Origin of the sequence: Brevibacterium zhoupengii (assembly GCF_021117425.1) — a bacterium.
Classification (GTDB): Bacteria; Actinomycetota; Actinomycetes; order Actinomycetales; family Brevibacteriaceae; genus Brevibacterium; species Brevibacterium zhoupengii.
The window spans coordinates 3,067,001-3,092,363 of record NZ_CP088298.1 but is presented as its reverse complement, the minus strand read 5'-3'; the positions used below and the strand labels follow the sequence as shown (position 1 = coordinate 3,092,363).

The window sequence follows — 25,363 nt, the reverse complement described above, 5'->3', positions numbered from 1 at the left end:
CTTCGTGTCAAGCTTAACCGCTTGATTCTCTCAGTGTCAGATATTGGGCGCGGAGAGCCGAAAAGTCACGATGTCGACTGTCGCGTCCTGCGGCATCGTCGGATAGTGCTCGCGGAGGTTTGCAATATAGCTGTCGACACTTGAGCCTTCTCGCAGGTGCAGAAGCGGCGGAGTCAGCTCGCTCAGTCGGTGCGTGTCTACCGACGTGATGTCGATGGGGATCGGCCCGTGCTCGGTGTGTTCGAAATACGCGAGTGCAGGCCCGGGGGTGTGGGATTCCTGCCACCGGACCGTCAGGGTCTTCTGCCGTGAGACGGTGGCCTCGTAGTACCGAGGGTGGAACCGCAGGAGTCGCTGTGGCGCCGAGTCAGGGTGACGGTAGTAATAGGGGAGAAGGGCAGAGATCGGAGCGATCTCTGGTGAGCCCGAACCCTCCGGCCCCGGGACCACGACGAGCGCGTCGGGGTACAGGTCGAGGATGACCTGACGGCAGCGCCCGCAGGGAGAGAGCAGGCCCCGGTCGCCGCATCCGGCCGCTGCGATTGTCACCAACGGTCCCGCCCCGGCTGCAACCGCGTTGCCGATTGCGACGAGCTCTGCGCAGGGACCGCCGTTGAAATGGTGGACGTTGACACCTGTGTGGATGCGCCCGTAGGTGTCCATCGCGGCCGCGGCCACAGTGTGGTTCACGTTCTTGTCCAGGGTGGCAGCCAGCGATTGTGCGGCGGCGACGACCTTGAGCTCTGAGTCGTAGAGGTCCATGCTGCGATCCTAAGGCAACAGTGAACTCAGTTCTGCTTGTTGCGTCGCCCGACGATCCAGATGATGAAGCCGACAGCAGCCATGCCTGAGGCGGCGAGGATGAAGATCGGCCACGAACTCACAATCGTCGACACGATCGACTCACCGAACGACGTCGACGGTGGTTTGTCGCTGCGCGGTTCCGGTGTGTTGCCTCCGGTGATGAGGTCGGTGTCATCGTCGGGCACAGGCGTGTCCGGGTTCTGTGGGACTGGATCCGAATAGTCCGGTGGTGGTGGCTCGCCGTTTCCGGGCATCCAATCGTCGCCGACGTCGCCGGGAATCTCATCGCGAGTGTCGGACGAGCCGTTCCCGGTCGCAGGATCGGGGGTGGTGTCCGCGCCGTTCGGGCCGTCACCGCCCGAGGTAGTTCCCGAGCCGTCCGTATCGGCCGAGCCTTTGTCGTCCTTGCCGCTGTCGTTGCTTGAGCTGCCGTCTTTGTCGGCGTTTCCGACGCTATCGGAGTTACCGGAATCGGAGCCGTTCGATGATCCTGACGAGTTCGAATCAGACTCCTGCTGGGCCGAATCCGCATCGGCCGTCGACGAAGAGTCGGCGTCCTTCGAATCGGCTTGCGCGGAGTCCGAGGAATTGGAGTCGGAGGAAGCATCCGAGGAAGTGCTCGTATCTGAGGAACTGTCGGAATTCGCCTTGTTGCCCGTTGAACCTGTGTCTGAATCTGATCCGTCGGTGCCGGCACCCGCGTCCTCGCCGGCACTCATGTCCGCACCCGAGGAGGCGTCCTTGGTTCCGCCGTCGGAGGTGCCGTCATCGTTGTCATTGCTGTTGGCGGTGTCGGTAACGCTGCCGCTTGATTCGCCTGAGGCTCCGTCATCGCCGTTGCCACTGCTCGTGTATTCGTCACCTGTGACTGTGATGGTTCCGTCTTTGGATTCGAATATCCACTCAGGGTCCTCGGTGAAATTCTCAAAGACCATCTCTGTTTCGGGATGGTCGGCGTCGACGACGTAACCGTCATTGTTGATCTGGAACTCGGTGGGGACATCGTCCTCGGCGGTAGAGGGAAGCGGGTTGCCGCTGTCGTCAGTATCTCCACTGGATTCGGCACCATCTGTCGAGGACGTGGGTTCCGCTTCAGAGTCTGACGAATTCTGGACTGGCCAACTCTTGTTGTCATCCTGGGACGGCCCTTGGAAGGTCACATTCTTCCAGCTCTCAGGTAATTCTTCCGAGGGCGATATTTTGATGGTCTTATGAGAGTCGTTCCATGTCGTATCGAGTGGCTTTTCGACATCGCACGGCTGTCCCTCTGGAGCTTCGTTGTCGGGGTCGCACCCGGTTTCGTCTGCCGGGGCCTCGTCATCTGCTCCAGAATCATTATCTGCTTCGGCACCATCATCGGACCCGTTTGAGTTCGAATCCGCTTCGCTCGACGTCGAGCCTGAGTCCGCTGCCGACGCGGCTTCCGTGCCATCTGTCGAACCGTCGGCCTCGGGGTCAGCAGACCCAAAGATAGAGTCGGACGCCTCGGCGACCGCAGTGGGCGAGGCCTGCGCTGGAGCGATTGTGCCTGTGAGCGGGAGCAGCACCAGGGCAAGAGCAGTGCCGAGGGCGGCCGCTGTGCGGCTGAACTCGCGTGTAGCTGGCACTGTGTTCCTTCGGTGTGGGGACTCCGGCATCAGACGTGCAAGGGGACTTGGCAGACAGGCACGTCTTTGCCCATCCTAATGGCTACACCAAGGGTGGGAAAGTTTTCGGTCATTTCTCGCTCGTGTCGGACGACTTCTCGTAGGCTCTGATCGTCGAGTCTGCGCCGTCGACGATGGCTCTGCCGCCGTCGTCGGTCAGTGCCAGCAGGTTGGTATCTGTGCGGTAAGCGTGTTTGCCAGCCAGCAGGCAGGAGTCCTCGTTGTCGACGGTGCAGGGAACGATCGTGCCCCGCGGCTCCGAAAGGTGGATGTCTTTGCTCGAGGTGTCCATGAGCAGCAGGCCGGATTCGAGGTCGAAGAGATACGGGCCGATGTAGGCTCGCTTTCCACCTTGGCCACGTACCCATGACATCTCGCCGACGATGTCGGTCGTGGTGGTCACGGTCGAGAGGATCGAACCGTCTTCCAGGGAGTGGACGACGAGCTGGATGCGATGACCGGAGTTCGTCGACGCTCCCTGTTCGCCCCACAGCGTCACGGCCTTGCCGTGGCCAGCCGAGACCCATTTGATGATCTGGAGTCCATCGGCGGGGGCCTCGAGTTTGACGGATCGTTCGTCGCCGGACTCGATGTTCTTCGCCTTGACCGGACCATTCCAGTCGGAACTGAAGAGTTCGTTGTCTTCGATCGCCATCGGCGTCGATCCCGATTCGGGGGTCGGTACGTTCACGAGGCCATCGACGCCGAACGTGGACAGGCGGTTGCCCGACTTGATGAGGACGCTTTTGCCCGCCGAGGTGATGCGTGCGTTCTCCGGCAGCTGGTAGGTCTTGGGCTTGTCCTCACCGTCGATGAGCGCCTCGGCCGTATTGCCGGCCTGCCACAGCAGGGCGGGCTTACCGTCGATGATCGTGTCGACGGCGAAGGTCGGGGCTTCGCTGGTCTTTCCCGAGTAGCGGGTCTTGCCTGTCGCGGAGTCGAGGACTACGAGCTTCCCGCCGTCGACGACGAGGACACCGCGGTCGGAGGCCGTAACCGAAGCGTCTTTGGGGATCTTGGTCTCCCACGTCGGTGAATTGTCGAAGCCGGGTACGACGTCTTCGGTCTTATCTACGGAGAGTTCGGAGGCCGGGTTGATCTGCTGTTCCGATTCGATCGTCTGCGGTGAGTCCTGGGTACCTGCAGGGACGATGTTGGGGATGACGAATGCCCCGATCATCAAGATCACGATGCCGATGAGCACGAGGCCGGGAACGGTGATCTTCTTCAGTCGTTGGGGGCGATTCTGCGATGAGTTCCTATGCTGCGGTGCGCGCTTGCGCACTCGAGTGCGCTTGACCGTCGGAGCGTTGGGGGTGGCGGGTCCGGAGAACGGGGTGCCCAGGGGGTACTCGTCCCCATTGCCCGCCTCGGCGTCGGTCTTGCCCTGCCGCTGCAGCTCTGTCTGTGCATCACCAAGGTCGCCGTCCGTCGCCGAGGTGGTCGTGATCTCATCCGTCGACATGGTCCCATCCGCTGCTGCGGGGGTCGAGGCAGCTGCGGGGGCCTCGGGGGATGCAGGGGAGGAGGATGGTTCCTGCGTGGGAGGGGGAGTCGGTGATGCGGAAGCTGCGGGAGCGATCTTGCCGGTCTCGTCCAGGACGACATCGACTTCCTGCTTGCCGTCGTCGATGGTCACGGGAACTCGGGTCGCGGTCTCCCTGGCGTAGTCGCCAAGGTAGGTCATGGCCTGTCCGGTGTCGGAGTAGCGACTCGTCGCCCCGTTGAGGGTGAGATAGGTGAACCCGTCCTGAGAGACGGAGATCAGCGCACGAGCCATGTACAGGGTTCCTTGAACGATATTGAGGATAGGACCGTGACAATACTATTGAATCCGAGTGGATGCACCTACCGTTTTTCCGAAACCGTTATACATCGCTACTGAATCGTTGCACGTCAGGAGATCTGTGTCTCATTGTGCACCATATGCGCTGTGAGTTTGCCCGGGTGCCTGAGTGAGGTTAGGATGTATCTTGCTGTCTGCACCTGGTTGCAGCGCATGTGGTGGGTATAGCTCAGCTGGTAGAGCGCCGCGTTGTGGTCGCGGATGTCGCGGGTTCAAGTCCCGTTACTCACCCCGAACGGGAAGCCCCGGAGTCTGAAAGCACAAAGACTCCGGGGCTTTTCTCATGTCCATTCCTCTTCAGACGGCTACGGGGCCGCCCCTGGACTTCCGTCGGCGAAGTGACAATACTCGGTCGCAGGTGCCTTCTTCGTGAAGGACCACGATCTGTGACATCACGATTCGACGAACAGGAGACGTGTTATGAACACCCCAGAGAGCATCGCCTACACCGCAAAGGCCGAGATCACCGGAGGCCGTGACGGTCATGGAGCTACCGATGACAAGGCAGTCGACGTCGATCTGCGCACCCCTAAGGAAATGGGCGGGCCCGGTGGAGGAGCGAATCCGGAACAGCTCTTCGCCGTCGGCTACGGAGCCTGCTTCCAGGGCGCGATGGGTCTGGCCGGCAAGGAGCTGAAAGTCGACACCTCGAAGTCAGTCGTCAACTCCGAAGTCGGAATCGGCAAGGAGGGGGAGAGCTTCGGCATCAGCGTCAAGCTCACCGTGACCATTCCCGGCGTCGACCAGGACACCGCGCAGAAGGTCGTCGACCGCACCCACGAACTCTGCCCCTACTCGAAGGCCACTCGCGGCAACATCCCGGTAGAACTCGTCGTCCACGGCGCCTGATCGGCCCACCGCACACCCAACTGAACACGACGACATGTCGGCACCCGAGAAGCATCTCGGGTGCCGACATCGGTCTGAGGGGAGGAACCCATGACCATTGACCTCGACCTCACCGTCGTTGGCAGCATCAACGCCGATATCACCGCCATCACCCACCGTCTGCCCGCAGCCGGTGAAACCGTGGGCGGGGGTCGGCTCGTCCACAGTCCCGGCGGCAAGGGTGCCAATCAAGCCAGTGCCGCGGCGCGACTGGGCGCGAGGACCAGAATGATCGGAGCCGTCGGCTCCGATGCCGCAGGCACGGCGATGACACACGCACTGCTGAGTGCCGGCGTCGGGACCGATGACGTTGCTGTCGTCGACTCGGAAACAGGGACCGCCCTCATCATGGTCGATGCAGCTGGCGAGAATCAGATCGCCGTCTGCGAAGGCGCGAATGCCCACGTGAGCATCGCCGAATGCGGATTCGGTGCCCAGGAAACCGTGCTCACTCAGCTCGAGGTGTCCATGGACCTGATCACAGAACTGTCACATACCGTGCCTGGCCGATTCGTCATCAACGCCGCCCCCGCTCTCCCTCTGCCCGCCGAGGTGGTCGAGCGAGCCGATCTCATCATCGTCAACGAGAGCGAATACGATCTGCTCCCGCAGCTGCGTGACGCGAGGCTCGTGGCGATCACCTATGGTTCGCGGGGTTCGGGGTTATACGAATACGGTCGAGAGGTGGCCTTCGCGGAGGCATTGCCGCGTCGACCGGTCAGCACCGTGGGTGCCGGAGACGCATTCTGCGCGGCCCTCACCATCGCCTTGGCTACCGGACATTCGCGGCATCAATCACTGGCGGTGGCCAATGCCATCGGTGCCGAGGCTGTGATGGACCCGAATGCCCAACCCGAATTCCACCGACTCGAGCACTACCTGCAATCGACGACTTCTACGGAGACCACGACATGACGGACCCGAACACTCCATCGCCTGACTTGTTCAACGGCCTGAGCGCCTTCCCCCTCACCCCGATCCGCGACGAGGCGATCGACGAGGCTGCCTACGCGGGACTGATCCAGCGTCTCGTCGCCTCCGGCGTCGATTCGATCACTGCCCTGGGGTCGACCGGATCGTATGTCTATCTCAGCACCGAGGAACGCGCCCGAGTCGCGCAGCTGACCGTCGAGCATGCTGCCGGGATCCCCGTATTCGTCGGGATTGGAGCACTGCGCACGCGCGACGTTCTGGCCAATGTGGCCGCGGCTGAAGCCGTTGGCGCTCAGGGGCTCCTGCTCGCACCTGTCAGCTATCAGCCGCTGACCGAGGAAGACGTGTTCGAACTCTTCCGCACGGTCACCTCGGCGACCGATCTTCCCGTCGTCGTCTACGACAATCCGGGCACCACGCACTTCACCTTCACCCTTGATCTCTACGCCCGACTGGCCGAACTCGACGGCGTGGCCTCGATCAAGATTCCCGGGCAGGCGATGTCGCCCCCGGACTTCACTGCCCACGTCGAACAGATCCGGGCCGCCACCGGCAACCGCGTGAGCATCGGGATCTCCGGTGACGCGTTCGGGGCGGCCGGCCTCAACGCCGGCTGCGATGCCTGGTACACGGCAGTCGGAGGAACCCTGCCGACCCCGATGCTCGCGATCACCCGCGCCGCCCAGAACGGCGAGGCTGACCGGGCGTTGGAACTCTCCGCCGAACTCCAACCCCTGTGGGATCTTTTCGCCGAATTCGGCGGCAGCCTTCGAGTCACCGTCGCGATCGCCGAACATCTCGGACTGGTTGCCCAGCATTCCCTGCCCCGTCCGATCCTCGGCCTCACCGATGACCAGAAGAGGAAAGCCGCCGAGGTGGCCGAGACCCTCAACCTCGGCTGAGCAACCGCGCCCGGAGTAGGACACGTGTGTTCACCAGGAATCCACCCGTAGTTCGAGGCAGAGACAGACCACCTGCCTATATATGAGTGGTTGCGGGCAGTTTCGCCCCCTCGATCACCTCGACTCCGGAGAACCGATGACGCATCCGTCCACCTCGCGCTCGACCACGGCCGCCCTGACCGTCCTGCTGCTGACCGCGGGCCTGAGCACGACAGGGACGATGATCGGCACTGGAGCAGCAGCCGCGGCCGAGGTGAGTGAGCCCATCAGCTACTCCGCACCGGAGGCGAACCTGGACCTCGGATTCCTCGGCTCGCACGAGACCGGTCAGTTCGACGAGTCCGCCGCAGAGATCACCGCCGTTCACGGCGACACGGCCTTCACCGTCAATGCGAAGGCGGCAACCGTCGACATCATCGACATCTCCGATCCGCACAAGCCCGAGAAGTCCGGTGAGGTCACCGGCTCCGGAATCGCGAACTCCATCGCCGTCCGTGACGACGGGCTCGGAGTCATCGCGTTGGAGAACGAAGACAAGACCGCACCGGGATCGTTGATGTTCTTCGACGCCACCACCACCTCGGCGACGGTGTTGGGCACTGTTGAAGTGGGATCGCTGCCGGACATGGTGGCACTGACCCCGGACGGCGCGCATGCGCTGGTGGCCAACGAGGGCGAGCCGGACGAAGACTTTGGCACGGATCCTGAGGGGTCAGTATCCGTAGTCGACCTGCCCGCCGAGGTGGCCGCACCCGAGGAATCGGATGTGCACACCGCCGACTTCCACGACTTGGAGGACGGCGGTTCGAAGACTCTGACCGATGACGTTCGCGTATTCGGACCCGAACCTCATGACGATCTGCCGGTGTCTCGCAACCTCGAACCCGAATACATCACCGTCGCAGGTGACAAGGCGTATGCCACGTTGCAGGAGGCGAATGCGATCGCCGTTGTCGATATCGCGACAGCCGAGGTCACCGACGTTCTGCCGCTGGGCTTCAAGGATCATGGTCAGGTCGGCAACGGACTCGACGCCTCCGACCGTGACCCCGAGGACGCGCCGGAGAAGAACATCGCTGAGTACCCGGGACTCAAAGGCGCCTACATGCCCGACACGATCTCAACATTCACCTCCGGCGGCACTGATTATCTGGTCACCGCCAACGAGGGAGACTCCAGAGAATGGGGCGACTTCGTCGACGCGGCCAGGGTCAAGGACCTCGGCGAGGACGAATTGGCGCCGGTCTGTGAGACCTCCCCGCTGGCCGACAAGCTCGGTGACGAGGACCTGGGCAGGCTCAATGTCATCACCGATCTGGGGCTGAGCGAGAGCGGTGACTGCTATGAGGAGCTCTACTCCTTCGGTGCCCGATCCTTCTCCGTGTGGACGACCGAGGGTACGCTCGTCGCCGACTCCGGCGACAGCTTCGAACAGATGACCGCCGAGGCGATTCCCGATTTCTTCAACTCCAACCATTCCGAGTCCAACCTCGAGGGCCGCAGCGATGACAAGGGGCCAGAACCCGAAGCACTGACTGTCGGTCAGGTGGGGGAGACCACCTATGCCTTCGCCGGGTTCGAACGGGTGGGCGGAATCGCCGCCTTCGACCTCAGCGACCCAGCGAACCCCACCTTCGCCACCTATTTCAACAACCGCGACTTCTCGATCTCCGTCGAAGATGAGATCGAGGACGCCGCCGACCCGGACGCTCTGCTCTCCAGCGCCGGCGACCTCGGGCCGGAAGGCATCACCTTCCTCGGTGCCGACGAGTCGCCGACCGATGAGGCCGCCCTCGTCGTCGGCAACGAGGTCTCGGGCACCACCAGTCTGTACTCCGTCGCTGATCTCAACGACGACGGTGGTTCGGGCGCAGGAGCCGAAACTGACGACTCAGCTGACTCGGATGACTCGACCGATTCCAATGACTCGACGGACTCCGACAGCTCGGCTGCATCCGATGACTCTACGGATGCCGACAGCTCAGGCACGTCCGAGGCTTCCTCCGACTCCGGGACTTCGGCCGATTCCGGCGACTCGACGGACTCCGAGAGCGCGGAGGACGCTGACAGCTCGGTGGACACCGACGGAGCTGCCAACTCCAAGGGCGCAGGCGAAGATGCCGCCGCAGACTCCGAAGGTACAGAGTCCGAGGCGGCAGTGAACGGCTCGGACTCAGCGGCTGGCGCAGGCACTGCGGCGAACAGCGACGCCAGCGCCTCCTCCGACGGGACAGACGCGGACGGCGACAATGCTGGCTCGCTGCCGCGCACCGGAGCCGACATGGGTCAGTACCTCATCATGGCCGGTATCGCGCTAGGTCTCATCGGCTTCGGTGTCCTTGCCATCTACCTGTCACGTCGCCGTCGGAGCGGTCGGCGCGGAGACGGGCGCCGGAGCGGGGCACAGTCGAGCAACGACGTCCTCGGATCAATCGGTTGGGACTGAGCGCTAAGAATCTCCGGCCGGCCGGGTGGGGCTGAAGCCTGAGACGGTGTCAGTCGATCTTGCCGATGGGTTCGCGTTTCTCGGCCTGGAACTGGTCCTCGGCGCGACCGCGAGCCCAATAGGCTGAGATCGACAGCGACTCACGAGGCACCTCGTGTTCCTTGAGGATCGTCCTAATCGTTTTGATGGTCCCACGCTCACCGTGGGCGAAGACCTGTGGAGTACCTGCGGACCAGTCGAGCCCGCGAACAGCGGAGATGAGCTCATTGTCGCTGTCGACCCAGACCACGGTGAAGCCAGCCGGTGCTGCCGGCAGCAGTCGGTCGGCTTCGTCTGCGACGGCGGCGATGATCGTGCCCTTCGCCTCGGCGTTCATGGCCCCAAGAGCGGTGCTGACGGCAGGTATTGCGGTGTGGTCGGCAATGAGCAGATGCCATGCGGCATCAGGGTTCGGCCGGTACTTGCCTCCGGCACCGACCATGACGATGGTGTCGCCTGGCTGCGCGGCCTTGGCCCAGGGGCCTGCAACGCCCTCGTCGCCGTGGATGACGAAGTCCAGTGACAGCCATTTCTCGTCTTCGTTGATCTCCCGCACGGTATAGGTGCGGTTGCGGGGCAGCTTCTCGGGGGAGTTCTCCCGCAGCTCTGCCAGATCATAGGGCGGAGTGAGGCCGTGCGCGGGGTCGGCGAACATGAGCTTGACGTATTTGTCGGTCGCTTCGTTGCTGTTGAGGGCATCAAAGCCCTCACCGCCGGCCCTGATGCGAATCAGGTTCGGAGAGACGGCGGTGACCTCGTGGACGGTGAGGATGGCCTGCGGCCGGGGTGGACGGGCTGAGCTGTTCTGCGTAGTGGGCGTCGTCGACATAGAGAGCCTTCCTGGGATGCGCTGGGATGCGACAGGGCCGGGCTGTTCGGATGGGCCGCCTCGGCGAGGGCCTCAAACTGCGCCTGCATGATCAGGTTAGTTAGCCTTACCTTATCAAGTGACGGTGTGAGTCACGTCAGCCGGGCCACCGGGAGCCGCTGCGAAATTACGCGGGGAATCACACGGCTCTCTGTGACCAGTCCTCGCGCAGCCGCCGCAGACCCTTGAGCGCCTTGGGCGAGTCGACGTATTCGACATCGGGCAGGGACGTGCTCGGGCTCTTGCACAGGAGCATGTCTTCGGGGTCCATGAGTGCGATGCGCTTCCCGTCGTCCTCGAGCCGGCTCATCGCCTCGGTGAGCATGCGTCGGGCCACCCCGTTGATCTCGTTGACCCGACGCAGGTCGAGGACGAAGGCCTCAACATTGGACTCGGGTGCGTCCATGGTCCGGATGACGTTCTCGGCACCGCTCCACTGGATGAGGCCCTGGAGGCTGCAGATGCGGACCATGACGCCCTGGGAGTCCACAAAGCGTCGGTCACGGCGAATGATGGAGCGGGCAGGTTCGGGGGCGTCCATGATGTGCAGACTCAGCTCGCGTGAGAGGGTCCGGAAGATGTTGGCTCCGCGAACGCTCGTCCCGTGCTTGTCCAAGCGCGGAGAGAAGGTGGCGATGCCGACCTGCCCGGGCAGGACCCCGAAGACTCCGCCGGAGACGCCGGACTTGGCGGGCACGCCGACCTCTGTCATCCAGTCACCGGCCGCGTCGTACATGCCGCACGTCATCATGACCCCGAGGACCTGACGGTTCACACGAGGTGAGAGCACCTGTTTGCCGGTGATCGGATTGATTCCGCCGGCAGCCAGGGTGGCGGCCATGATGCCCAGGTCCTTGGTGGTGATGAGGATCGAACACTGGGCGATATAGCCCTGGACCACCTCGTCGGGCTGGTCGGTGTAGACACCGTATGAGCGCAGCATATTGGCGATCGCGACATTGCGGTAAGCCTCACCCCATTCGCCTTCGGCCACCGAATCGTCGACGCGCAGCTGCCGTCCGGCGAACTCGGACAGGCCGGCACGCACGATCTCGATCCGCTCGGCCAGCGAGGTTCCCGGCTCGCCCAGGAGCGAATGGATGACCATGGCTCCGGCGTTGATCATCGGGTTGAGAGGCTTGCCCGACATCTTGTCCAGGGAAAGCTCGTTGAAGGCCTCACCGCTGGGTTCGACACCGACCATGTCGAGCACCGCAGCCAGTCCCTCCTGCTCGATCGCCATGCCGTAGATGAAGGGCTTCGACATCGATTGGATGGAGAACTCGAACTCCGAGTCGCCGGAGGAGTATTCGACTCCGTCGAGGGTGGAGATGCAGATGCCCAGCTTCTCCGGATCGGCTGCCGCCAGATCGGGGATATAGTCCGCGTTCGCACCGGACCGGTCTGACCTGTGACGATCAAGCGTCTCGTCCAGGAAATCAGGGATAGGGGATCGCATTGCACCTCCTGCAGTGTGATGAAGTTCGTGGGATGTGATTCGGCTGAATATGGCGGGGGCCGCTGATGCCCGACTGCTATTCTCACACACCCCGGTGCTGGTGGGGAGTCCACCGCGGGGCAGTGAACTCAATGTGGGCAGAGCATGTGACAGAACCGGAACTGGGCTGGCACAGATGCCGCAGTGGCCAACCATATTGTGTGAACATGTCGAAGCCAACCAGCATCATCGTCGCCGGTGCCATCGGGTTCGCCGCGATAGTCATCATCCTCGTGATCGTGTTCCCGGTGTTCACTCGCAGCCCCGAAATGCCACCGGATCGGTCGAGGTATCCCGAACAGGCGCTGACGCCCGAAGAGATCACGGTGAACGTGGCACCGCGCAACGATGGGTCGCTGCATGTGAGCCAGCGCCTGATCTTCGATGTCACCGACGAGATGAAGTCGCCGCTGTCCTGGTATGTCGGTGGAGAGCGGATCGGCTACGGAGTCGGTGCCGGCCCGAGGTATTACGTTCTGCCACAGGTTGGGGAGGTCTCAGCGCAGGAGCTGAGCACCGCGGAGGACTCAACGAAGGAGAATCCCGCCGAGGTGGGCGATCTCACCGTGACACGCGAGAATCCGGCGATCGACGGTTCATTCTCTGATTCGGCCGTCTACGACTTCACGCGCCCGAAGCAGGCTGGCGAAGATTCGCAGTGGACCCCGGGCAGGCACGTCGTCGACTTCACCTATGTTCTTGACGACGTCTACCTCAACGTCGATGGGCATGAGCTCTTCGTTCTGCCCCTGCGATTTCCCTCTGGATCGAACGAAGCGCCGAGCATGCGCACCGTGTCACTGGAAGCGGGCGGTCCGATTCAGTGCCTGCCAGACAATATGGACTTCGACCCTGATCCGGAATGCACGGGTTTGGACAAACATCGCTTCACCGACGACGGCACCAGACTCACCTGGTCAGAAGAGATCTCAAGCAGCATCGGTGCCATCGGATTCGCTGCCCCGGAGAATATGCAGGCCGAACCCATTGACGCACCCGAACGTGAGAGGAGCTGATCATGAACTCCCGAAAGCACGGGACCAGTTCACGCAGCCGGAAAGCCGCCGGTGCCGGCGTAGGAGTACTGGTGGTCTCAGCCGCGGCCGTCGTCGCCGGCACGGTCACCGTCGATGACGTCTCTGCCGCACCCAACCCGTACATGGGAGAGGACGCCACTCACACCATCACCATCGACTCCGACGGCAGCTATCTGGTGCACATCGACCAGACCATGGAACTGGCCAGGAACTACACATTCACCTTCGGCGGTGCGGTCCACGACGGCTTCCGTCTGCCCGACACCGAGTCGGTGCTGCCGCCCTACCTGCGGGCACAGTACTCAGATCCGGCGATCACTATGGATGGCCAACCCGCCGAGGTGGAGGTGGAACACGAGGTCCACGCCGTCGACATCTCCGCCGAGGACAAATTCACCGAAGGAGAGCACGAGGCCACCGTCGACTACAGGGTCACCGGTGCAGCAGTCGGCTCCGCGCAGGCGAAAACGAAAGCGCAGGCGAAGGCGAAGACCGGGGGAGTCGCCGTCTACTTCCGACCGTTGGTGCCCGGGGACGTGGTCGTAAAATCAGCTGAATCGATCGTCGCCGTCGAGTGTGAGGACTGGCCCCCGGAGGGCGAATCCTGCGGCCGGAAGTCCGGTGATGACTGGTTGATCGGGCCTGACGAGCTGGCAGAGACCGACGCCGTGCGGATCATTGTCAACACCGACGAGGCTGGCCTCATCGAGCCGAGGATCGATTCGACGAAGTGAGGATCCTCAGGGGCGAGTATCGCCCTCGTCGGTGCGAGGATTCACATCGGGACGCTGCTCGCCGGCCGGTCGCTGATCGTCAGTGGGACGCTGATTGTCAGCAGGGCGCTGCTCACCGGCCGGTCGCTGGCCATCGGCCTGGTTGTTCTCCGACTTCCCATCGGTGCCGACGGCGCGGTCGGCGGCGTCTCGGGCCTTCTGGATCTTATCGGTGTGCTTGCCCTTGGTCAGAGACTCCGCAACCCCAGCCGCCTTGTCGAGGATCGAATCGGTGGCCTTCTCTCCCTTTTCGGAGTTGAGCTTTTCGCGGACCTTCGGATCGTTGGCCAGGTTCTTGGCTTTGTTGATGAACTTGTCGAATGGCATGATGCGGCCCTTTTCAGCAGACTGTCGTGTCAGCACTGACTGTAGTCACCGAGACTGTGATCCACCTGATCGTGGCATCCCACCTGTAACTGCGGCCCCGTCGAGGCGGAGCACCGTCTGCAGAAGAACCTCGATTCCAGGCACGATGTCATCGAGTTCCGTGAATTCCTCGGGACAGTGGCTGCGGCCATCATGTGAGGGCACGAAGATCATGCCCACCTGCGTCTTCGCGGCGATGATGCCCGCGTCGTGACCGGCGCCGGAGAACATGGTGGCGCGGGTATGACCAAGCTCATCGGCCACCTCGGCGATGGTCGAGGTGATCGGTTCGTGCAGGGGCACGGGCGCATCGTCGGTCGTCCACTCCATCTCCACGTGGACACCGCGCTTGTCGGCGTTCTGGCTGGCCGCGTCGGTGAGCCGCCGCTGAGCCTCCTGCAGCCAAGACCCCTCGGGGCCGCGGAACTCGCCTTCGACGCTGGCATTGGCTGAGACGACGTTGACGGCTTCCGGAGTGAATTGGATCTGGCCGCTCGTACCCCGAGTATTCGTCCCGGACTCGGCGATCGACTCGACGGCGAGCACCGTGCCGGCAGCAGCACATCCAGCGTCGGCGCGGACATCCATCGGGGTCGTGCCTGCGTGGTCCTGTCGCCCGGTGAAGAGTGCCTTGAAGTGGTTGATGCCGGTGATGGTCTCGACGACGCCGATCTGTCTGTCCATCCGCTCCAGCTCGGGCCCCTGCTCGATGTGGAGTTCGAGGAAGGCGGTGACCTTGGAGAAGTCGTAGCGTGCCTCGAGGAAAGCCTCGGGATCGATGCCGGAATCCGGCAGAGCCTCGGCGAGGCTGCGGCCTCTGGTGTCGGTGGCGGCCAGGGTGGTGCGGTCGACGAGTCCGGTCATCGCCCGGGAGCCGACGCAGAAGAAACCGAAGTCATTGGGCTCTTCGTTGAAGAAGACCACGATGACGAGGTCATGGTCGAGTCGAATGTCGTTCTCCCGCAGCAGCCGCACGACCTCGATGGCACCGAGGACACCGGTGATTCCGTCGAAGCGGCCACCGCCGTCGACGGTATCGGTGTGGGACCCGAGCATGATCTCACGCCCGCCGAGGCGACCCGGCAGGACTCCGATGACATTGCCGGCACCGTCGACTCGGGTCTGCAGCCCTGCCTGCTTCATCAGGGTGCGGGCGTAGTCGCGCCCGGCGATATCGAATTCGCTCAGCGCTCGCCTCGTCCATCCGGGCCGATCCGAGTCGACGAGGGTGGCCAGCGTCGTCAGTTCAGATTCGAATCGTGGGACTACCGGGGTGATCGTGCTCATCGTTGAGCCTTTCTGATGGTGAGGCGGTGCTGGGGTGCGTGAAGAGGTGTGCCCTCGTCAGACTTGATGCACATCCAGGGTAGCGCCCTCTGCAGTGCGATACCGACGGTTCCTGCTGCCCAAGACGAGCATGGCCAGCAGGGCCGCGATCACGGAGGCGCTGAGGATGGCGACCTTCGCATAATCGTGTTCGGGAGAACCTGGTATGAAGCTGAGTTCGGCCACGAGGAGGGAGACCGTGAAGCCGATGCCGGCGAGCAGACCGACCCCGGCCAGATCGGGCCACTTAAGGCTCGGATCCAGCCCGGCGGAGGTGAAGCGGGAGACCAGCCAGGTCGAAGCGAGGATGCCCAGCGGTTTGCCGAGCACCAGTGCCGCGATGATCGCGAAGGTCAGCGGCTGGGAGAACGCCGTGGCCAGCCCCTCGAATCCGCCCACGGCCACACCCGCGGCGAAGAAGGCGAACACGGGGACGGCGAACCCTGCGGAGAGGGGACGCAGGCGGTGTTCGAGCACCTCGGCGAGGTTCGGGGTCTCGTCCTGGGCCCTGCGCCGGCGCCGAGCCAAGGCCGGGATGGTGAACCCGAGCGCGACACCCGCGATCGTGGCGTGGACCCCGGAGGCATGCATGAGGCCCCAGGCGATGAGTCCCAGCGGCAGAAGAATCACCCACGCCGCCCAGGCGCGGTCGACGAAGGATGTTCTCCAACGGGCGGCGATGAGTCCGTAGACGATGATGACTCCAACGGCGGCCAGCAGGGGGATGAGGGTGATGGACTCGGTGTAGAAGACGGCGATGATGCCGATCGCCAGCAGGTCATCGACCGCGGCGAGGGTGAGGAGGAAGATGCGCAGCGCCTTGGGCAGGTGGGAGCCGATGATCGCGAGGATAGCGACGGCGAATGCGATGTCCGTCGCAGTGGGGATTGCCCAGCCGCGCAGCAGCTGCGGGTGAGAGGTCATGAGCACCGTGTAGATGAGGGCCGGGACGATGACACCACCAGCGGCGGCAGTGATGGGGACGATGGCCGTGCGGAAACGGCGCAGGTCTCCATGCGTGAATTCGGTCTTCAGCTCAACCCCGACGAGGAAGAAGAAGATCGCGAGCAGCCCGTCGGCGGCCCAGGTGCCCAGACTCAGCTGCAGGTGCCACGGCGCGAAGCCGATCTCGACGTCTCTGAGAGCGAAGTATGAGTCCGCGAGTGGAGAGTTCGCCCAGATGAGGGCGGTGAGTGCGGCGATGACGAGGAGTCCGCCGCCCACGGTGTCCTTGCGCAGAGAGGTGAGCAGGCGGTTGCCGCCGGTGGTCGTTGGAGAAGGTGAAGACACGGTGATCCCATTTCGTGGTCGGACGGTGTGCTTCTCCGACCCGAAATGTGTGGGTGCTCTGCCAGAGTGGTCAGTGATCGAGCGCCGAGGCGCTCGCGCTCACGATCGTCTGCTCAGAGGATGGGCCGGAGTCGTTCGCCGGCCAGAAGTGGGGCTGTTCCTGAGAGCATCATGCCCCAGGAGGTGATGTAGCCATTGGTGCCCGGATGCCCCAGAACCCACACCTTCGGTGTGAAAACGGTGTCAGGCATCGTGGGAGTCATCACAGTCAGTCTACGCGAAATCAGAATGCTTTCGCAGGTTCACGCCCCGCTTCGAGTCGCCCCAATCTCAGTTCAACGAGACTCCGGTGCCGTGGAGGCTGATCTCCAGGCCGGTGTCGGTGGCCTTGATGTCGGTGAGTTCCAGGCCTGCGGGCAGGAAGTCGAGGTCGATGACGATGTCGGAGATCGACGAGGTCAGAAAGGACGGGAGAGAGTCGATGTCGATCTCGGCAGATCCGAGCTTGATCGTCGTGGCATTGACCACGACCTGCCGCGACTGCGCCTGCGGGTCGATGCCGATGAGCAGCTCCTGACCGAGCAGTGAGCCTTTGAGGAAGAGTCCGCCGTCGATAGTGGCAAATGACATGCCATCGGGCAGCGAGGCGTGCTCGGTGGCCAGCGAGTCGATCGTCGACAGCGGAATCACCGCGCTCGCCTCGACCGTGCCGATGGGGCGTGAGGTGTCGACCGGGACGTCGAAGAGTTCGGCATCGACATCGGTGAAGTCGACATTCTCATATTGCGCCTTATCCGCTGTGACACGAACGGTGTCAAGCGTTCCTCCGGCCATCTGAGTGAGCACGGGGAAGCCCTCAACGTTGACATCAGCCTCGCCGTAGGGTTCGAGGCTCGAGGCGATCTTCTGCTCGGTGGTGAAGTCGACCACCCGGTCGGCGGCGATGACGCCGAGGATGAGGGTGATCACGACGATGACCGCGGTGACGATGAGTTTGGACCGGCGAGACCTCCGCCGAGGTGGTTCGCGTGGGTATTCTGCAGTGCGGGCCATCGTCATGGCCACCATTGTTCCGCATCGCCGATGGCCTTGGGGTCGTGGGGCCGACTCACGTATCGACGATGACCACGTCGAGGGTGCGCGGACCGTGGACGCCTTCGACGCGTTTGAGCTCGATGTCGCTTGTCGCCGAGGGCCCGGAGATGAATGTCAGCGCCGCTGTCGGATTCAGGCGGGCGATCCCTTCGGGCACGATGTCGACGATGTCGGCCACGCGCACAACGCAGACATGATGATCTGGCACGAGCGTGATCGCCCTCCTGCCGCACTCCGGTGATCCGTCGAGGACGATGGTTCCCGTCTGGGCGATCGCCACCGCCGAGGCGGTCACCACTGCCGCCTGGGCGTCGAGTTCGGGGACGCTCAGCTCCTGCCCTGGGGCATCGACCGAGACCTCACCGGAGAACGAACGCAGCCATGAGTCATCGAGCCCGCGAGGCACAACGACCTTCGACCCGGAGTCGAGGAGTCCCGCAATAGTCGTCGCTGGGTCGCCGCTGACGCGGTGGACGTTGGCCTTGTAGTCGACAAGACGGTCGATGAGCAGCTCGATGAGGTCCTCGCCCTCATGCGTGCCGGTGCGACGATAGTCCGCGCTCTGATTGACCATGCCGCCGCCGGCCGCGGGAATGTCGGCACCTGCAGCCTCGGCGTCGGCACCTTCAGCGCTAGCAACCTCGGCGCTCGTCTGCGTGCTCGTGCCATGGGACTGCACGGAGCCGGTGGCACTTTGGGGTGAACCGGCGGGCACGGTCCCGGAGGCGGACGAGACGTACTCGCCCCCACCTCGGCGACCGAGGGCCTGATTGATGCGGCCGAGGATCTCTTCGCGTGCAGTGTCCGTCATGTCTCGTCCTCTTCCTCTGCGCGGGCGGCATCCTCGGCCCACAGCTGTCTGAAGCTCTTCTCCGGCAGCGCGGGGATGTCACGGCTCGAGGTCCACGCTCCTGCGATGCCGGGCAGCGAATTGATCTGGTCGCCACCGGTGACCGCGTGGGCGATGGGCAGACCGGATTCGGCTGCGGCCATCCGCTTGCCGTCGCTCATCATCCACGAGGCGCCGGTGAGCGCTGCGTCGAGCTGTGAGGAGACGGGGGAGTGGTTGGCTTCGACGTCCTCGCCGCGCAGATGGACGAGGATCTCGGGAATGTTGATCTTGACCGGACACACGTCGTAGCAGGCTCCGCACAGGCTCGAGGCGTAGGGCAGGGAGCCGTTCTCTTCGACTTCTATGCCGGTCATCAGTGGTGAGAGGATCGCACCGATCGGCCCCGGATAGGTCGACCCGTAGGCGTGACCGCCGGTGCGTTCGTAGACCGGGCAGACGTTCATGCACGCCGAGCAGCGAATGCAGTTCAGCGCGGTGCGTCCGTGCTCATCAGCCAGGGCCCGGGTGCGGCCATTGTCGAGGAGGACGAGGTGGACGTTCTGCGGACCGTCGCCGGGGGTCGTGCCCGTCCAGAACGAGGTGTACGGGTTCATGCGCTCACCGGTCGATGACCGGGGCAGCAGCTGCAGGAAGACCTCGAGATCATCGAAGCTCGGCAGCAGCTTCTCGATGCCCATCACGGTGATGAGCGTCTCCGGCAGGGTCAGGCACATGCGGCCGTTGCCCTCGGACTCGACGACGCCGAGTGACCCGGTGTCGGCGATGCCGAAGTTCGCTCCGGAGACCGCGACCTTCGTGGTCAGGAACTTGTGGCGCAGATGCCTTCGGGCAGCCTCGGCGAGGACTGCCGGCTCATTCGTCAGCTCTCCGGCGTCGGGCATCTTGTCTCTGAAGATGTCGCGGATCTCATCGCGGTTGCGGTGGATGGCGGGGACGAGGATGTGGCTGGGCTTGTCATCGCCGAGTTGGACGATGAGCTCGGCCAGGTCGGTTTCGAAGGCATCGATGCCCTGCGTCTCGAGGTGTTCGTTGAGTCCGATCTCCTGGGTCGCCATGGACTTGACCTTGATGACCTCACGGCGCCCGCTCTCCAGCACCGGGGCGTTGGCCTCGACGAGTTCGGTGACGATGGCATTGGCCTCATCGGCATCTCGGGCCCAGTGGATGACGCCGCCGGCCGCCGTGAAGTTCTTCTCGAACTCGGCCAGATACTCCGGCAGGTTCTCCATCACCTGATTCTTGGACCGAGACCCGGCCTCGCGCAGGGCCTCCCAATCGTCGAGTTCGGCGACGACCTCGGAGCGTTTGTCCCGAATCGTCGCGGTCGCATGTCCGATGTTGTTGCGCAGCTGCTGGTTCGACAGATGCTGATGTGAGACCCCGGCGAAGGACTCGTCTTCGACGATATTGCCCTGTCCGCCCGGGATCTCATGATCGTCATGGCGTGTGGACCGCAGCAGCGGCATTCCCAGAAAAGTCATCGCAGACTCCCTCCGCTCACGGTTGCTCCTTCACTTTGGACACGCAGCGGAGCCTCCTTGGTCGAGGCGAGGATCCGCGCCAGGTGGACCGCCGACTGTCCGCCCCTCAGACCCGACTGCAGCTGACTCGGTTCCTGCGGCCGCGTGCCTTGCTGGCCGGGGATACGGTGGTCATCGTCGCTGGCTCCGACGACCGCTGTGAGCTGATCGGCATTGTCGGCGCCGGCCTCGGTCGAGCTCGTCTGCTTCACATGCACGGCCGTGACGTCGGGGGTGCCCTCGAAGTTCCCGGTCCGTTGGAAGCGAGACATTCCGCCGCCCATGTGCAGGAGGCAGGAAGCGTCTCCGCCGGTGCACACCTCGGCGCCGGTCGACTGGATGGTGCGGACCTTGTCGGCGAGCATCGCGGAGGAGACCTCGGGGTTCTTCACCGAGAAGGTTCCTCCGAATCCGCAGCAGGAGTCCGCCAGAGGAAGCTCGACGAAGTCGATCTCCTCGACCGAGCGCAGCAGATTGCTCTGGCGATCGCCGAGGCGCAGCAGACGCATTCCGTGACACGAAGGGTGGTAGGTCACCCGGTGAGGGAAGTAGGACCCCAGGTCGGCCCCGGCATCCGTGATGCCGAGGACGTCGGTGAGGAACTGAGAGAGTTCATAGGTGCGTCCGGCGATGTCGGCGGCCTCCGTAGCCAGGGCTTCGTTTCCCATCCGCCTGGCGACCATCGGCTGCTGGTGTCCGAGCGAGGCGACACAGGACGCGGAGGGGGCGACAGCGACATCCCACTCGGTGCTGGAGAAGGCGCGGGCATGGGCCGCGATGACCGGTTCTGCCTGCGCGAACTTTCCTGAATTGATGTGCATCTGGCCGCAGCAGGTCTGCCCCTCGGGGAAGATCACCTCATGGCCGAGTCTGCGCAGAATCGTCACGGTCGCCTGCGCGACCTCCGGATACATGGCATCGACGATGCACGTGGCGAACAGTGCAATCTTCATCTGACCTCCAAGCCGTGGTGCCTGCAGTGCCAAGAATCGGATCCGGGGCTCGGCTCCTGAGCGAAGACCGATCGAATGCGACGGAAGTGGTTCTTGTCACAAATGTGGTCAGACCATAACATAAGGGGATGTCCCCGCAAAGGCCTCGATGCAGATGCCCCTGACAACCCCGCAGACAGCGGACTCTTCGCGGGAACCGCGGACGGCGAAAAGGCAATTACGATGAATAAGGCTTATGAAATAGTCCTTGCCGGAATCGAGGGTGCTTTCCTCGACGGTACGCTCAACCTCGGCGACCGGCTGCCGGGGGAGCGTGCCCTGGCTCAGCGCTTCGCCGTCTCCCGGTCCAGCGTGCGCGAAGCCATTCGCATCCTCGACGCCGTCGGACTCATCCGATCCGGTGTCGGATCGGGACCCGAGGCCGGATCGGTCATCGTCTCCGAGCCTGCGGTGGGCCTGTCCCGGGCCTTGAAGCTGCACGTCTCGGCCCGGCATATCGCTCCCGCAGACGTACTCACCACCCGAGTCGTCCTCGAATCCGATGCGGTCGCCACCGCCGCCGAGGCTGTCGCCGCCGAGGCTGCCGGCGAAGTTGGCTCTGCCGCGAGGATGTCACCGGCGGGCGAACACGGCACCGGGCTGAGCAGGGTCCACCTGAGACGCGCCGGTGAACTCTTGGCTCGGATGCGAGAGGCCGACATCGCCAAGGCGACTTTCCATGATCTCGACGCCCGATTCCATCGCGAACTGTGTGCCGCGGCAGGCAATCCGGTCACCGACATCATTCTGGCCTCGCTGTCCAGCAGCATCCTCGACTATGTCTCCGCGGCGGCAGACGGCACCGCTGACTGGCCATGGGTGCAGGCCGAACTCACCGCACAGCATGCAGGTCTCCTCGAGAGCGTCCTCGCCGGTGATGCGGAGCGGGCACGGAGAGAATGTGCGGACCACATCCACTGGTTCGCTGCGACCACCGGAATCAGAACCGCGACCACTGGCGCTGACACTGCGACCACCGGCTCTGCGTTCGCCGACGCTGACACCACGACCACCGGCCCTGACACCGCGTCGACCGATACCGCGTCCACCAGCACAGATACGCCGTCGAACGCTCTCGACGCACGGGAGACCTGACCATAGGATGGGCACCATGAACTCGCAGCGCACGCAGAACATCAGGACCATCTCTTCCCGCCTCAACTCGTTCCACTCGGCCATGTACTTCTCCGAGACCGTGGGCCGGGAATATGCCAAACACGGACTCGAACCCGGAGTCGAAGGGAACCTGGCCGGACGATCGGCTCCGCTGGGGCGCGTGAATGCCGGGGTGGTCAGCGCCGCCTACTACAACTACTCACATGCCTTCCTCTCGACCCAGTTCCCGAAGATCTGGGACACTGCCTCACCGGAGACCATGGTGCAGGCGCGCTTCGACGCGGTGGCCGCATTCATGTCCGAGCTCTTCGACTCCCGTGAGGACATCGCCCTGCTCACCGAGGCGGCCACGGAGGTCGCGACCGCTGTGGCGCCGGTGCTGGAGAACATGGACTTCTCGGGCCGAGTCTTGGCTCAGGCCACCGCCGACGCACTGACTGCCCACCAGCCGAACACAGCGTTCGAGCGGCTGTGGGGCGTGGCGACCATCGCCCGAGAGTTCCGCGGTGACGGCCACGTGGCCTCACTGGTGACAACAGGTGTGCCGGGCATCGACGCCCTCCTGCTCGATGTCGCCACGGGCGCCTCGTTCAAACCTCGTGCGGCACAGAAGACCCGCGGATACACCGACGAAGAATGGAAGAGCGCACAGACGCGCCTGGCCGAGGCCGGTCTCATCACCGTCGGCGAGGACGAGCGCGGATTCGATCTGCCGGCGATCACTGATGCCGGACGCGATCTCAAGGAGCAGGTCGAACAGCTCACCGACGGCACCGTGGCCGCAGCCTGGTCAGTCCTCTCCGATGAGGAGATCGAGGCGCTCGTGTCCCCGAGCCGCAGCCTGATCAAGGTCCTGGCTCAGTCGGGAGCCTTCCCCGCGTCGGTCTTCGCCCAGCCGGCCAAGAAGACCAGCTGAGTCACTGTAGCAGGGCTGGCATCCACGTCGGCCCCAGGCTGGCATCCACGTCGGCTCAGCGGGAGCCAGTCGAGGCCCGCTTCACGTGTGAGCGAGCATGCTCGATCGCACTGGGCAGGTCATCGAAGAGGTGCTTGTTGTGCCTGAGCGCGCTGAGTACGCCGACGTGACGGAACAGATCGACATGGGAGTCCTTGACGCCCTTGATGAGGACCGTGATCCCGCGGCGTTCGAAGGTGTGCACCACCTCGGCGAGGATCCGCGCGCCGGACGCATCAACGAGCTCGAGCTGGGACATCCGCAGGATCACCACGACGATTCCGTCGAGTTCCATGACTTCGTCGAAGACCCGGTCCGAGGAGGCGAAGAACAGAGGTCCATCGAAGCGCACGATCGAGATCGAGTCATCGCCTGGATCGGCGGAATCGGCGGCGGAGACCTCTTCGATCGTGACTCCGGTGGCCCGGGACAGGTTGCGCAGGGCGAACGCTGCGGCCACCACCATACCGATTCCGACGGCAATGATGAGGTCGAACGAGATAGTGATGAGTGCGGTGATGACGAAGCCGACCGCATCGGAGCGCGTCGAACGCATGATGGCACGCACCGTGGTCAGATGAACCATGCGCACCGCGGTGACGAAGAGGACTCCGCCCAGGGCCGCTAGCGGGATATGCCCTACGGGGGCGGCCGCGGCGAGAACGATGGCCAGGAGCACGAGAGCGTGGACGATCGAGGCGAGCCTGGTGCGACCACCGGCACGGATATTGACCGAGGTGCGCGCGATGGCACCGGTCGCGGGCATGCCGCCGAAGAGTGAGGAGCCGATGGACGCGATTCCCTGTCCGACCAGTTCCCGATCGGGACTGTAGGCGCCCGACTCCGACATCGAGGAGGCCACCCGCGCTGAGAGCAGCGATTCGATGGCCGCCAAGGCAGCGATCGTCCCTGCTGCCGGCAGCAGTCCGCCGATGGCGCCGAGATCGATGCTCGGAATCGACGGCAGCGGCAGCGAGCGTGGAATTTCCCCGATGGTCGCGAGGGGGTTGGGAATGAGTGCGGCGAGGACCGTGACGATGATGATGCCGACGAGAGAGCCTGGGATCGAGGAATGGATCTTCGGTGCCAGGACCATGCATGCGACGACGATCGCAACTGCCGTCAGCGAATAGGGCATGTACGACCAGTCGGCCTCACCGATGAGCTGAACGGCCGCGAGGAGCGCATTCGTGCTGTGCTCTCCGGGCTGTGAGTCTCTCGGCGTGGTGACGAAGGGGACCTGCTGCAAGAAGATGATGGCCGCGATCCCCAGGGTGAATCCCTCGATCACGGGCCAGGGAATGAACGACACGGCACGGCCCAGACGCAATAGGCCGGCCGCGACGACGATGATCCCGGCGATGAGCGTGACCGCAACCACCGCCTCGGCGCCCTGGGTGGCGACGATGGGCACGAGCACGACGGCCATGGCGCCTGTCGGTCCCGAGATCTGCACATGCGAGCCACCGAAGATCGCCGCGAGCAGACCCGCCACGATTGCAGTGATCAGCCCCTGTTCCGCGGTGAGTCCCGAGCTGACGCCGAAGCCGAGTGCCAACGGAAGCGCGACGATGCCGACGGTGACACCGGCGAGGAGGTCCCGCGGCCACGAGCGGCGAGTCTCGCTGTAGTCGGAGACGCGAGGCAGCAGAGAGCGTGCTCGTCTGAGCGTGCTGAGCAGGGCCGCCGAGGCGGTGCTGGGCGCACTCACTGCGCCGGCTCGCTGGTGACAGGGCCGGCTGTGGGCGCAACTCTGCCCGAGGTGGCAGGACCACCTGGAATCTGCGGCAGCGTCTGGGCCTCGGCGAGGCGCCCCTCGTCGTCTTCGAGCATCGACAGCAGCAGCGACCGGGCCACAGAGAGGAGCTCCGCTGTGCGCTGGTCGGACAGGCGGTAGTAGACGTGGCTGGCTCGACGTTCGGATTCGACCAGGCGATGTCGGCGGAGAACGGCGAGGTGCTGGGAGAGGTGGGAGGCTTCGAGCTCGGTCTCGGCCTGCAGGTCGGTGACGCTGACCTCTGCGGCGCCGGCGAGGAGCTCGAGGATGCGGATTCGGTAGGGGTGGGCCAACCCTTTGAACAGGTTGGCCTTGACCTCATAGAGGGGACGCTGTCCGTGACTTAATGGCATGATGGAATCATCATTTCACATCAACGCCGAAGACGGCGAA

At 64.0% G+C, this 25,363-nt stretch carries 22 protein-coding genes, 1 tRNA gene and 1 pseudogene; 9 read left to right on the top strand and 15 right to left on the bottom strand.

Features of this window, described 5'->3' with window-relative positions:
• Positions 1 to 36: 36 nt before the first annotated feature.
• From LQ788_RS14040 to LQ788_RS14030, 3 genes are all read right to left on the bottom strand, one after another.
• Positions 37 to 762, bottom strand: a complete 726-nt coding sequence (locus LQ788_RS14040; protein WP_231441956.1) for an ASCH domain-containing protein — start codon at positions 760 to 762, stop codon at positions 37 to 39.
• Between the two features lie 26 nt (positions 763 to 788).
• Positions 789 to 2,411: a hypothetical protein gene (locus tag LQ788_RS14035; protein WP_231441954.1), complete on the bottom strand. Its 1,623-nt coding sequence runs from the start codon at positions 2,409 to 2,411 to the stop codon at positions 789 to 791.
• 109 nt (positions 2,412 to 2,520) lie between these two features.
• On the bottom strand, positions 2,521 to 4,230 hold the full coding sequence (locus LQ788_RS14030) for a hypothetical protein (protein ID WP_231441952.1): 1,710 nt from the start codon (positions 4,228 to 4,230) through the stop codon (positions 2,521 to 2,523).
• Positions 4,231 to 4,454: 224 nt separating this feature from the next.
• On the opposite strand from LQ788_RS14030, the gene LQ788_RS14025 reads away from it, so the two are divergent.
• The 5 genes from LQ788_RS14025 to LQ788_RS14005 all read left to right on the top strand — a co-directional run bounded on the left by LQ788_RS14025 (position 4,455) and on the right by LQ788_RS14005 (position 9,465).
• A tRNA-His gene (locus tag LQ788_RS14025) sits at positions 4,455 to 4,527 on the top strand.
• Between the two features lie 189 nt (positions 4,528 to 4,716).
• On the top strand, positions 4,717 to 5,145 hold the full coding sequence (locus LQ788_RS14020) for an organic hydroperoxide resistance protein (RefSeq protein WP_231441950.1): 429 nt from the start codon (positions 4,717 to 4,719) through the stop codon (positions 5,143 to 5,145).
• A 90-nt stretch (positions 5,146 to 5,235) separates the two neighbouring features.
• The gene (locus LQ788_RS14015) at positions 5,236 to 6,099 is read left to right on the top strand and encodes a ribokinase (RefSeq protein ID WP_231441948.1); all 864 of its coding nucleotides are present in this window, start codon (positions 5,236 to 5,238) and stop codon (positions 6,097 to 6,099) included.
• The gene (locus LQ788_RS14010) at positions 6,096 to 7,019 is read left to right on the top strand and encodes a dihydrodipicolinate synthase family protein (RefSeq protein WP_231441946.1); all 924 of its coding nucleotides are present in this window, start codon (positions 6,096 to 6,098) and stop codon (positions 7,017 to 7,019) included. Before LQ788_RS14015 ends, LQ788_RS14010 begins: the two co-directional genes overlap by 4 nt.
• 136 nt (positions 7,020 to 7,155) lie before the next feature.
• Entirely contained in the window at positions 7,156 to 9,465 is a 2,310-nt protein-coding gene (locus tag LQ788_RS14005; protein ID WP_231441944.1) for a choice-of-anchor I family protein, read from the top strand.
• A 49-nt stretch (positions 9,466 to 9,514) separates the two neighbouring features.
• Here the strand turns inward: LQ788_RS14005 and LQ788_RS14000 are convergent, their stop codons facing one another.
• Together LQ788_RS14000 and LQ788_RS13995 are read right to left on the bottom strand one after the other, a co-directional pair.
• Positions 9,515 to 10,333, bottom strand: a complete 819-nt coding sequence (locus LQ788_RS14000; protein WP_231441942.1) for a siderophore-interacting protein — start codon at positions 10,331 to 10,333, stop codon at positions 9,515 to 9,517.
• Between the two features lie 178 nt (positions 10,334 to 10,511).
• Entirely contained in the window at positions 10,512 to 11,831 is a 1,320-nt protein-coding gene (locus LQ788_RS13995) for a glutaminase (RefSeq protein WP_231441940.1), read from the bottom strand.
• A 206-nt stretch (positions 11,832 to 12,037) separates the two neighbouring features.
• Between LQ788_RS13995 and LQ788_RS13990 the strand changes: the two genes are divergently transcribed.
• Together LQ788_RS13990 and LQ788_RS13985 are read left to right on the top strand one after the other, a co-directional pair.
• Complete coding sequence (locus LQ788_RS13990) at positions 12,038 to 12,886, top strand: hypothetical protein (RefSeq protein WP_231441939.1); 849 nt, start codon at positions 12,038 to 12,040, stop codon at positions 12,884 to 12,886.
• A 2-nt stretch (positions 12,887 to 12,888) separates the two neighbouring features.
• Positions 12,889 to 13,641, top strand: coding sequence for a hypothetical protein (locus LQ788_RS13985; protein WP_231441936.1), 753 nt, complete (start codon positions 12,889 to 12,891; stop codon positions 13,639 to 13,641).
• A gap of 6 nt (positions 13,642 to 13,647) precedes the next feature.
• Here the strand turns inward: LQ788_RS13985 and LQ788_RS13980 are convergent, their stop codons facing one another.
• From LQ788_RS13980 to LQ788_RS13945, 8 genes and pseudogenes are all read right to left on the bottom strand, one after another.
• Positions 13,648 to 14,007, bottom strand: coding sequence for an antitoxin (locus LQ788_RS13980; protein WP_231441935.1), 360 nt, complete (start codon positions 14,005 to 14,007; stop codon positions 13,648 to 13,650).
• 45 nt (positions 14,008 to 14,052) lie between these two features.
• Positions 14,053 to 15,333: a Zn-dependent hydrolase gene (locus LQ788_RS13975; RefSeq protein WP_231441933.1), complete on the bottom strand. Its 1,281-nt coding sequence runs from the start codon at positions 15,331 to 15,333 to the stop codon at positions 14,053 to 14,055.
• 57 nt (positions 15,334 to 15,390) lie between these two features.
• Positions 15,391 to 16,662, bottom strand: coding sequence for a Na+/H+ antiporter NhaA (gene nhaA, locus LQ788_RS13970; protein WP_231441931.1), 1,272 nt, complete (start codon positions 16,660 to 16,662; stop codon positions 15,391 to 15,393).
• Between the two features lie 113 nt (positions 16,663 to 16,775).
• Positions 16,776 to 16,925: a hypothetical protein gene (locus tag LQ788_RS13965; protein ID WP_231441929.1), complete on the bottom strand. Its 150-nt coding sequence runs from the start codon at positions 16,923 to 16,925 to the stop codon at positions 16,776 to 16,778.
• A 67-nt stretch (positions 16,926 to 16,992) separates the two neighbouring features.
• Positions 16,993 to 17,721 (bottom strand): LmeA family phospholipid-binding protein, encoded by a 729-nt coding sequence (locus LQ788_RS13960; protein WP_231441927.1) that lies wholly within the window; start codon positions 17,719 to 17,721, stop codon positions 16,993 to 16,995.
• Between the two features lie 49 nt (positions 17,722 to 17,770).
• A complete protein-coding gene (locus LQ788_RS13955) occupies positions 17,771 to 18,568 on the bottom strand; it encodes a LutC/YkgG family protein (RefSeq protein WP_231441924.1) in 798 nt (265 codons plus the stop codon).
• Positions 18,565 to 20,091, bottom strand: a complete 1,527-nt coding sequence (locus LQ788_RS13950) for a lactate utilization protein B (RefSeq protein ID WP_394801309.1) — start codon at positions 20,089 to 20,091, stop codon at positions 18,565 to 18,567. Before LQ788_RS13950 ends, LQ788_RS13955 begins: the two co-directional genes overlap by 4 nt.
• A 251-nt stretch (positions 20,092 to 20,342) precedes the next feature.
• Positions 20,343 to 21,083: pseudogene (locus LQ788_RS13945) on the bottom strand ((Fe-S)-binding protein); the annotation flags it as partial.
• Positions 21,084 to 21,305: 222 nt separating this feature from the next.
• Between LQ788_RS13945 and LQ788_RS13940 the strand changes: the two are divergent.
• Both LQ788_RS13940 and LQ788_RS13935 read left to right on the top strand, forming a co-directional pair.
• Positions 21,306 to 22,217, top strand: a complete 912-nt coding sequence (locus tag LQ788_RS13940; protein ID WP_231441922.1) for a FadR/GntR family transcriptional regulator — start codon at positions 21,306 to 21,308, stop codon at positions 22,215 to 22,217.
• A 16-nt stretch (positions 22,218 to 22,233) separates the two neighbouring features.
• Positions 22,234 to 23,154 carry an SCO6745 family protein gene (locus LQ788_RS13935; protein WP_231441920.1) on the top strand — a complete coding sequence of 307 codons (921 nt, stop codon included), beginning with the start codon at positions 22,234 to 22,236 and terminating at the stop codon, positions 23,152 to 23,154.
• A gap of 55 nt (positions 23,155 to 23,209) precedes the next feature.
• Here LQ788_RS13935 and LQ788_RS13930 read toward each other — a convergent pair whose 3' ends face one another.
• Together LQ788_RS13930 and LQ788_RS13925 are read right to left on the bottom strand one after the other, a co-directional pair.
• Positions 23,210 to 24,904: a SulP family inorganic anion transporter gene (locus LQ788_RS13930; RefSeq protein ID WP_231441918.1), complete on the bottom strand. Its 1,695-nt coding sequence runs from the start codon at positions 24,902 to 24,904 to the stop codon at positions 23,210 to 23,212.
• Positions 24,901 to 25,323, bottom strand: a complete 423-nt coding sequence (locus LQ788_RS13925) for an ArsR/SmtB family transcription factor (protein WP_231441916.1) — start codon at positions 25,321 to 25,323, stop codon at positions 24,901 to 24,903. Before LQ788_RS13925 ends, LQ788_RS13930 begins: the two co-directional genes overlap by 4 nt.
• Positions 25,324 to 25,363: the final 40 nt, after the last annotated feature.

Coding starts and splice junctions, on each gene's coding strand:
- LQ788_RS13935 (WP_231441920.1), top strand. CDS start 22,234: ATGAACTCGCAGCGCACGCAGAACATCAGGACCATCTCTTCCCGCCTC.
- LQ788_RS14020 (WP_231441950.1), top strand. CDS start 4,717: ATGAACACCCCAGAGAGCATCGCCTACACCGCAAAGGCCGAGATCACC.
- LQ788_RS14005 (WP_231441944.1), top strand. CDS start 7,156: ATGACGCATCCGTCCACCTCGCGCTCGACCACGGCCGCCCTGACCGTC.
- LQ788_RS13980 (WP_231441935.1), bottom strand. CDS start 14,007: ATGCCATTCGACAAGTTCATCAACAAAGCCAAGAACCTGGCCAACGAT.
- LQ788_RS13975 (WP_231441933.1), bottom strand. CDS start 15,333: ATGAGCACGATCACCCCGGTAGTCCCACGATTCGAATCTGAACTGACG.
- LQ788_RS13995 (WP_231441940.1), bottom strand. CDS start 11,831: ATGCGATCCCCTATCCCTGATTTCCTGGACGAGACGCTTGATCGTCAC.
- LQ788_RS13990 (WP_231441939.1), top strand. CDS start 12,038: ATGTCGAAGCCAACCAGCATCATCGTCGCCGGTGCCATCGGGTTCGCC.
- LQ788_RS13960 (WP_231441927.1), bottom strand. CDS start 17,721: ATGACGATGGCCCGCACTGCAGAATACCCACGCGAACCACCTCGGCGG.
- LQ788_RS14030 (WP_231441952.1), bottom strand. CDS start 4,230: ATGGCTCGTGCGCTGATCTCCGTCTCTCAGGACGGGTTCACCTATCTC.
- LQ788_RS13950 (WP_394801309.1), bottom strand. CDS start 20,091: ATGACTTTTCTGGGAATGCCGCTGCTGCGGTCCACACGCCATGACGAT.
- LQ788_RS13925 (WP_231441916.1), bottom strand. CDS start 25,323: ATGCCATTAAGTCACGGACAGCGTCCCCTCTATGAGGTCAAGGCCAAC.
- LQ788_RS14040 (WP_231441956.1), bottom strand. CDS start 762: ATGGACCTCTACGACTCAGAGCTCAAGGTCGTCGCCGCCGCACAATCG.
- LQ788_RS13940 (WP_231441922.1), top strand. CDS start 21,306: ATGAATAAGGCTTATGAAATAGTCCTTGCCGGAATCGAGGGTGCTTTC.
- LQ788_RS14015 (WP_231441948.1), top strand. CDS start 5,236: ATGACCATTGACCTCGACCTCACCGTCGTTGGCAGCATCAACGCCGAT.
- LQ788_RS13985 (WP_231441936.1), top strand. CDS start 12,889: ATGAACTCCCGAAAGCACGGGACCAGTTCACGCAGCCGGAAAGCCGCC.
- LQ788_RS13955 (WP_231441924.1), bottom strand. CDS start 18,568: ATGACGGACACTGCACGCGAAGAGATCCTCGGCCGCATCAATCAGGCC.
- LQ788_RS14010 (WP_231441946.1), top strand. CDS start 6,096: ATGACGGACCCGAACACTCCATCGCCTGACTTGTTCAACGGCCTGAGC.
- LQ788_RS13965 (WP_231441929.1), bottom strand. CDS start 16,925: ATGACTCCCACGATGCCTGACACCGTTTTCACACCGAAGGTGTGGGTT.
- LQ788_RS14000 (WP_231441942.1), bottom strand. CDS start 10,333: ATGTCGACGACGCCCACTACGCAGAACAGCTCAGCCCGTCCACCCCGG.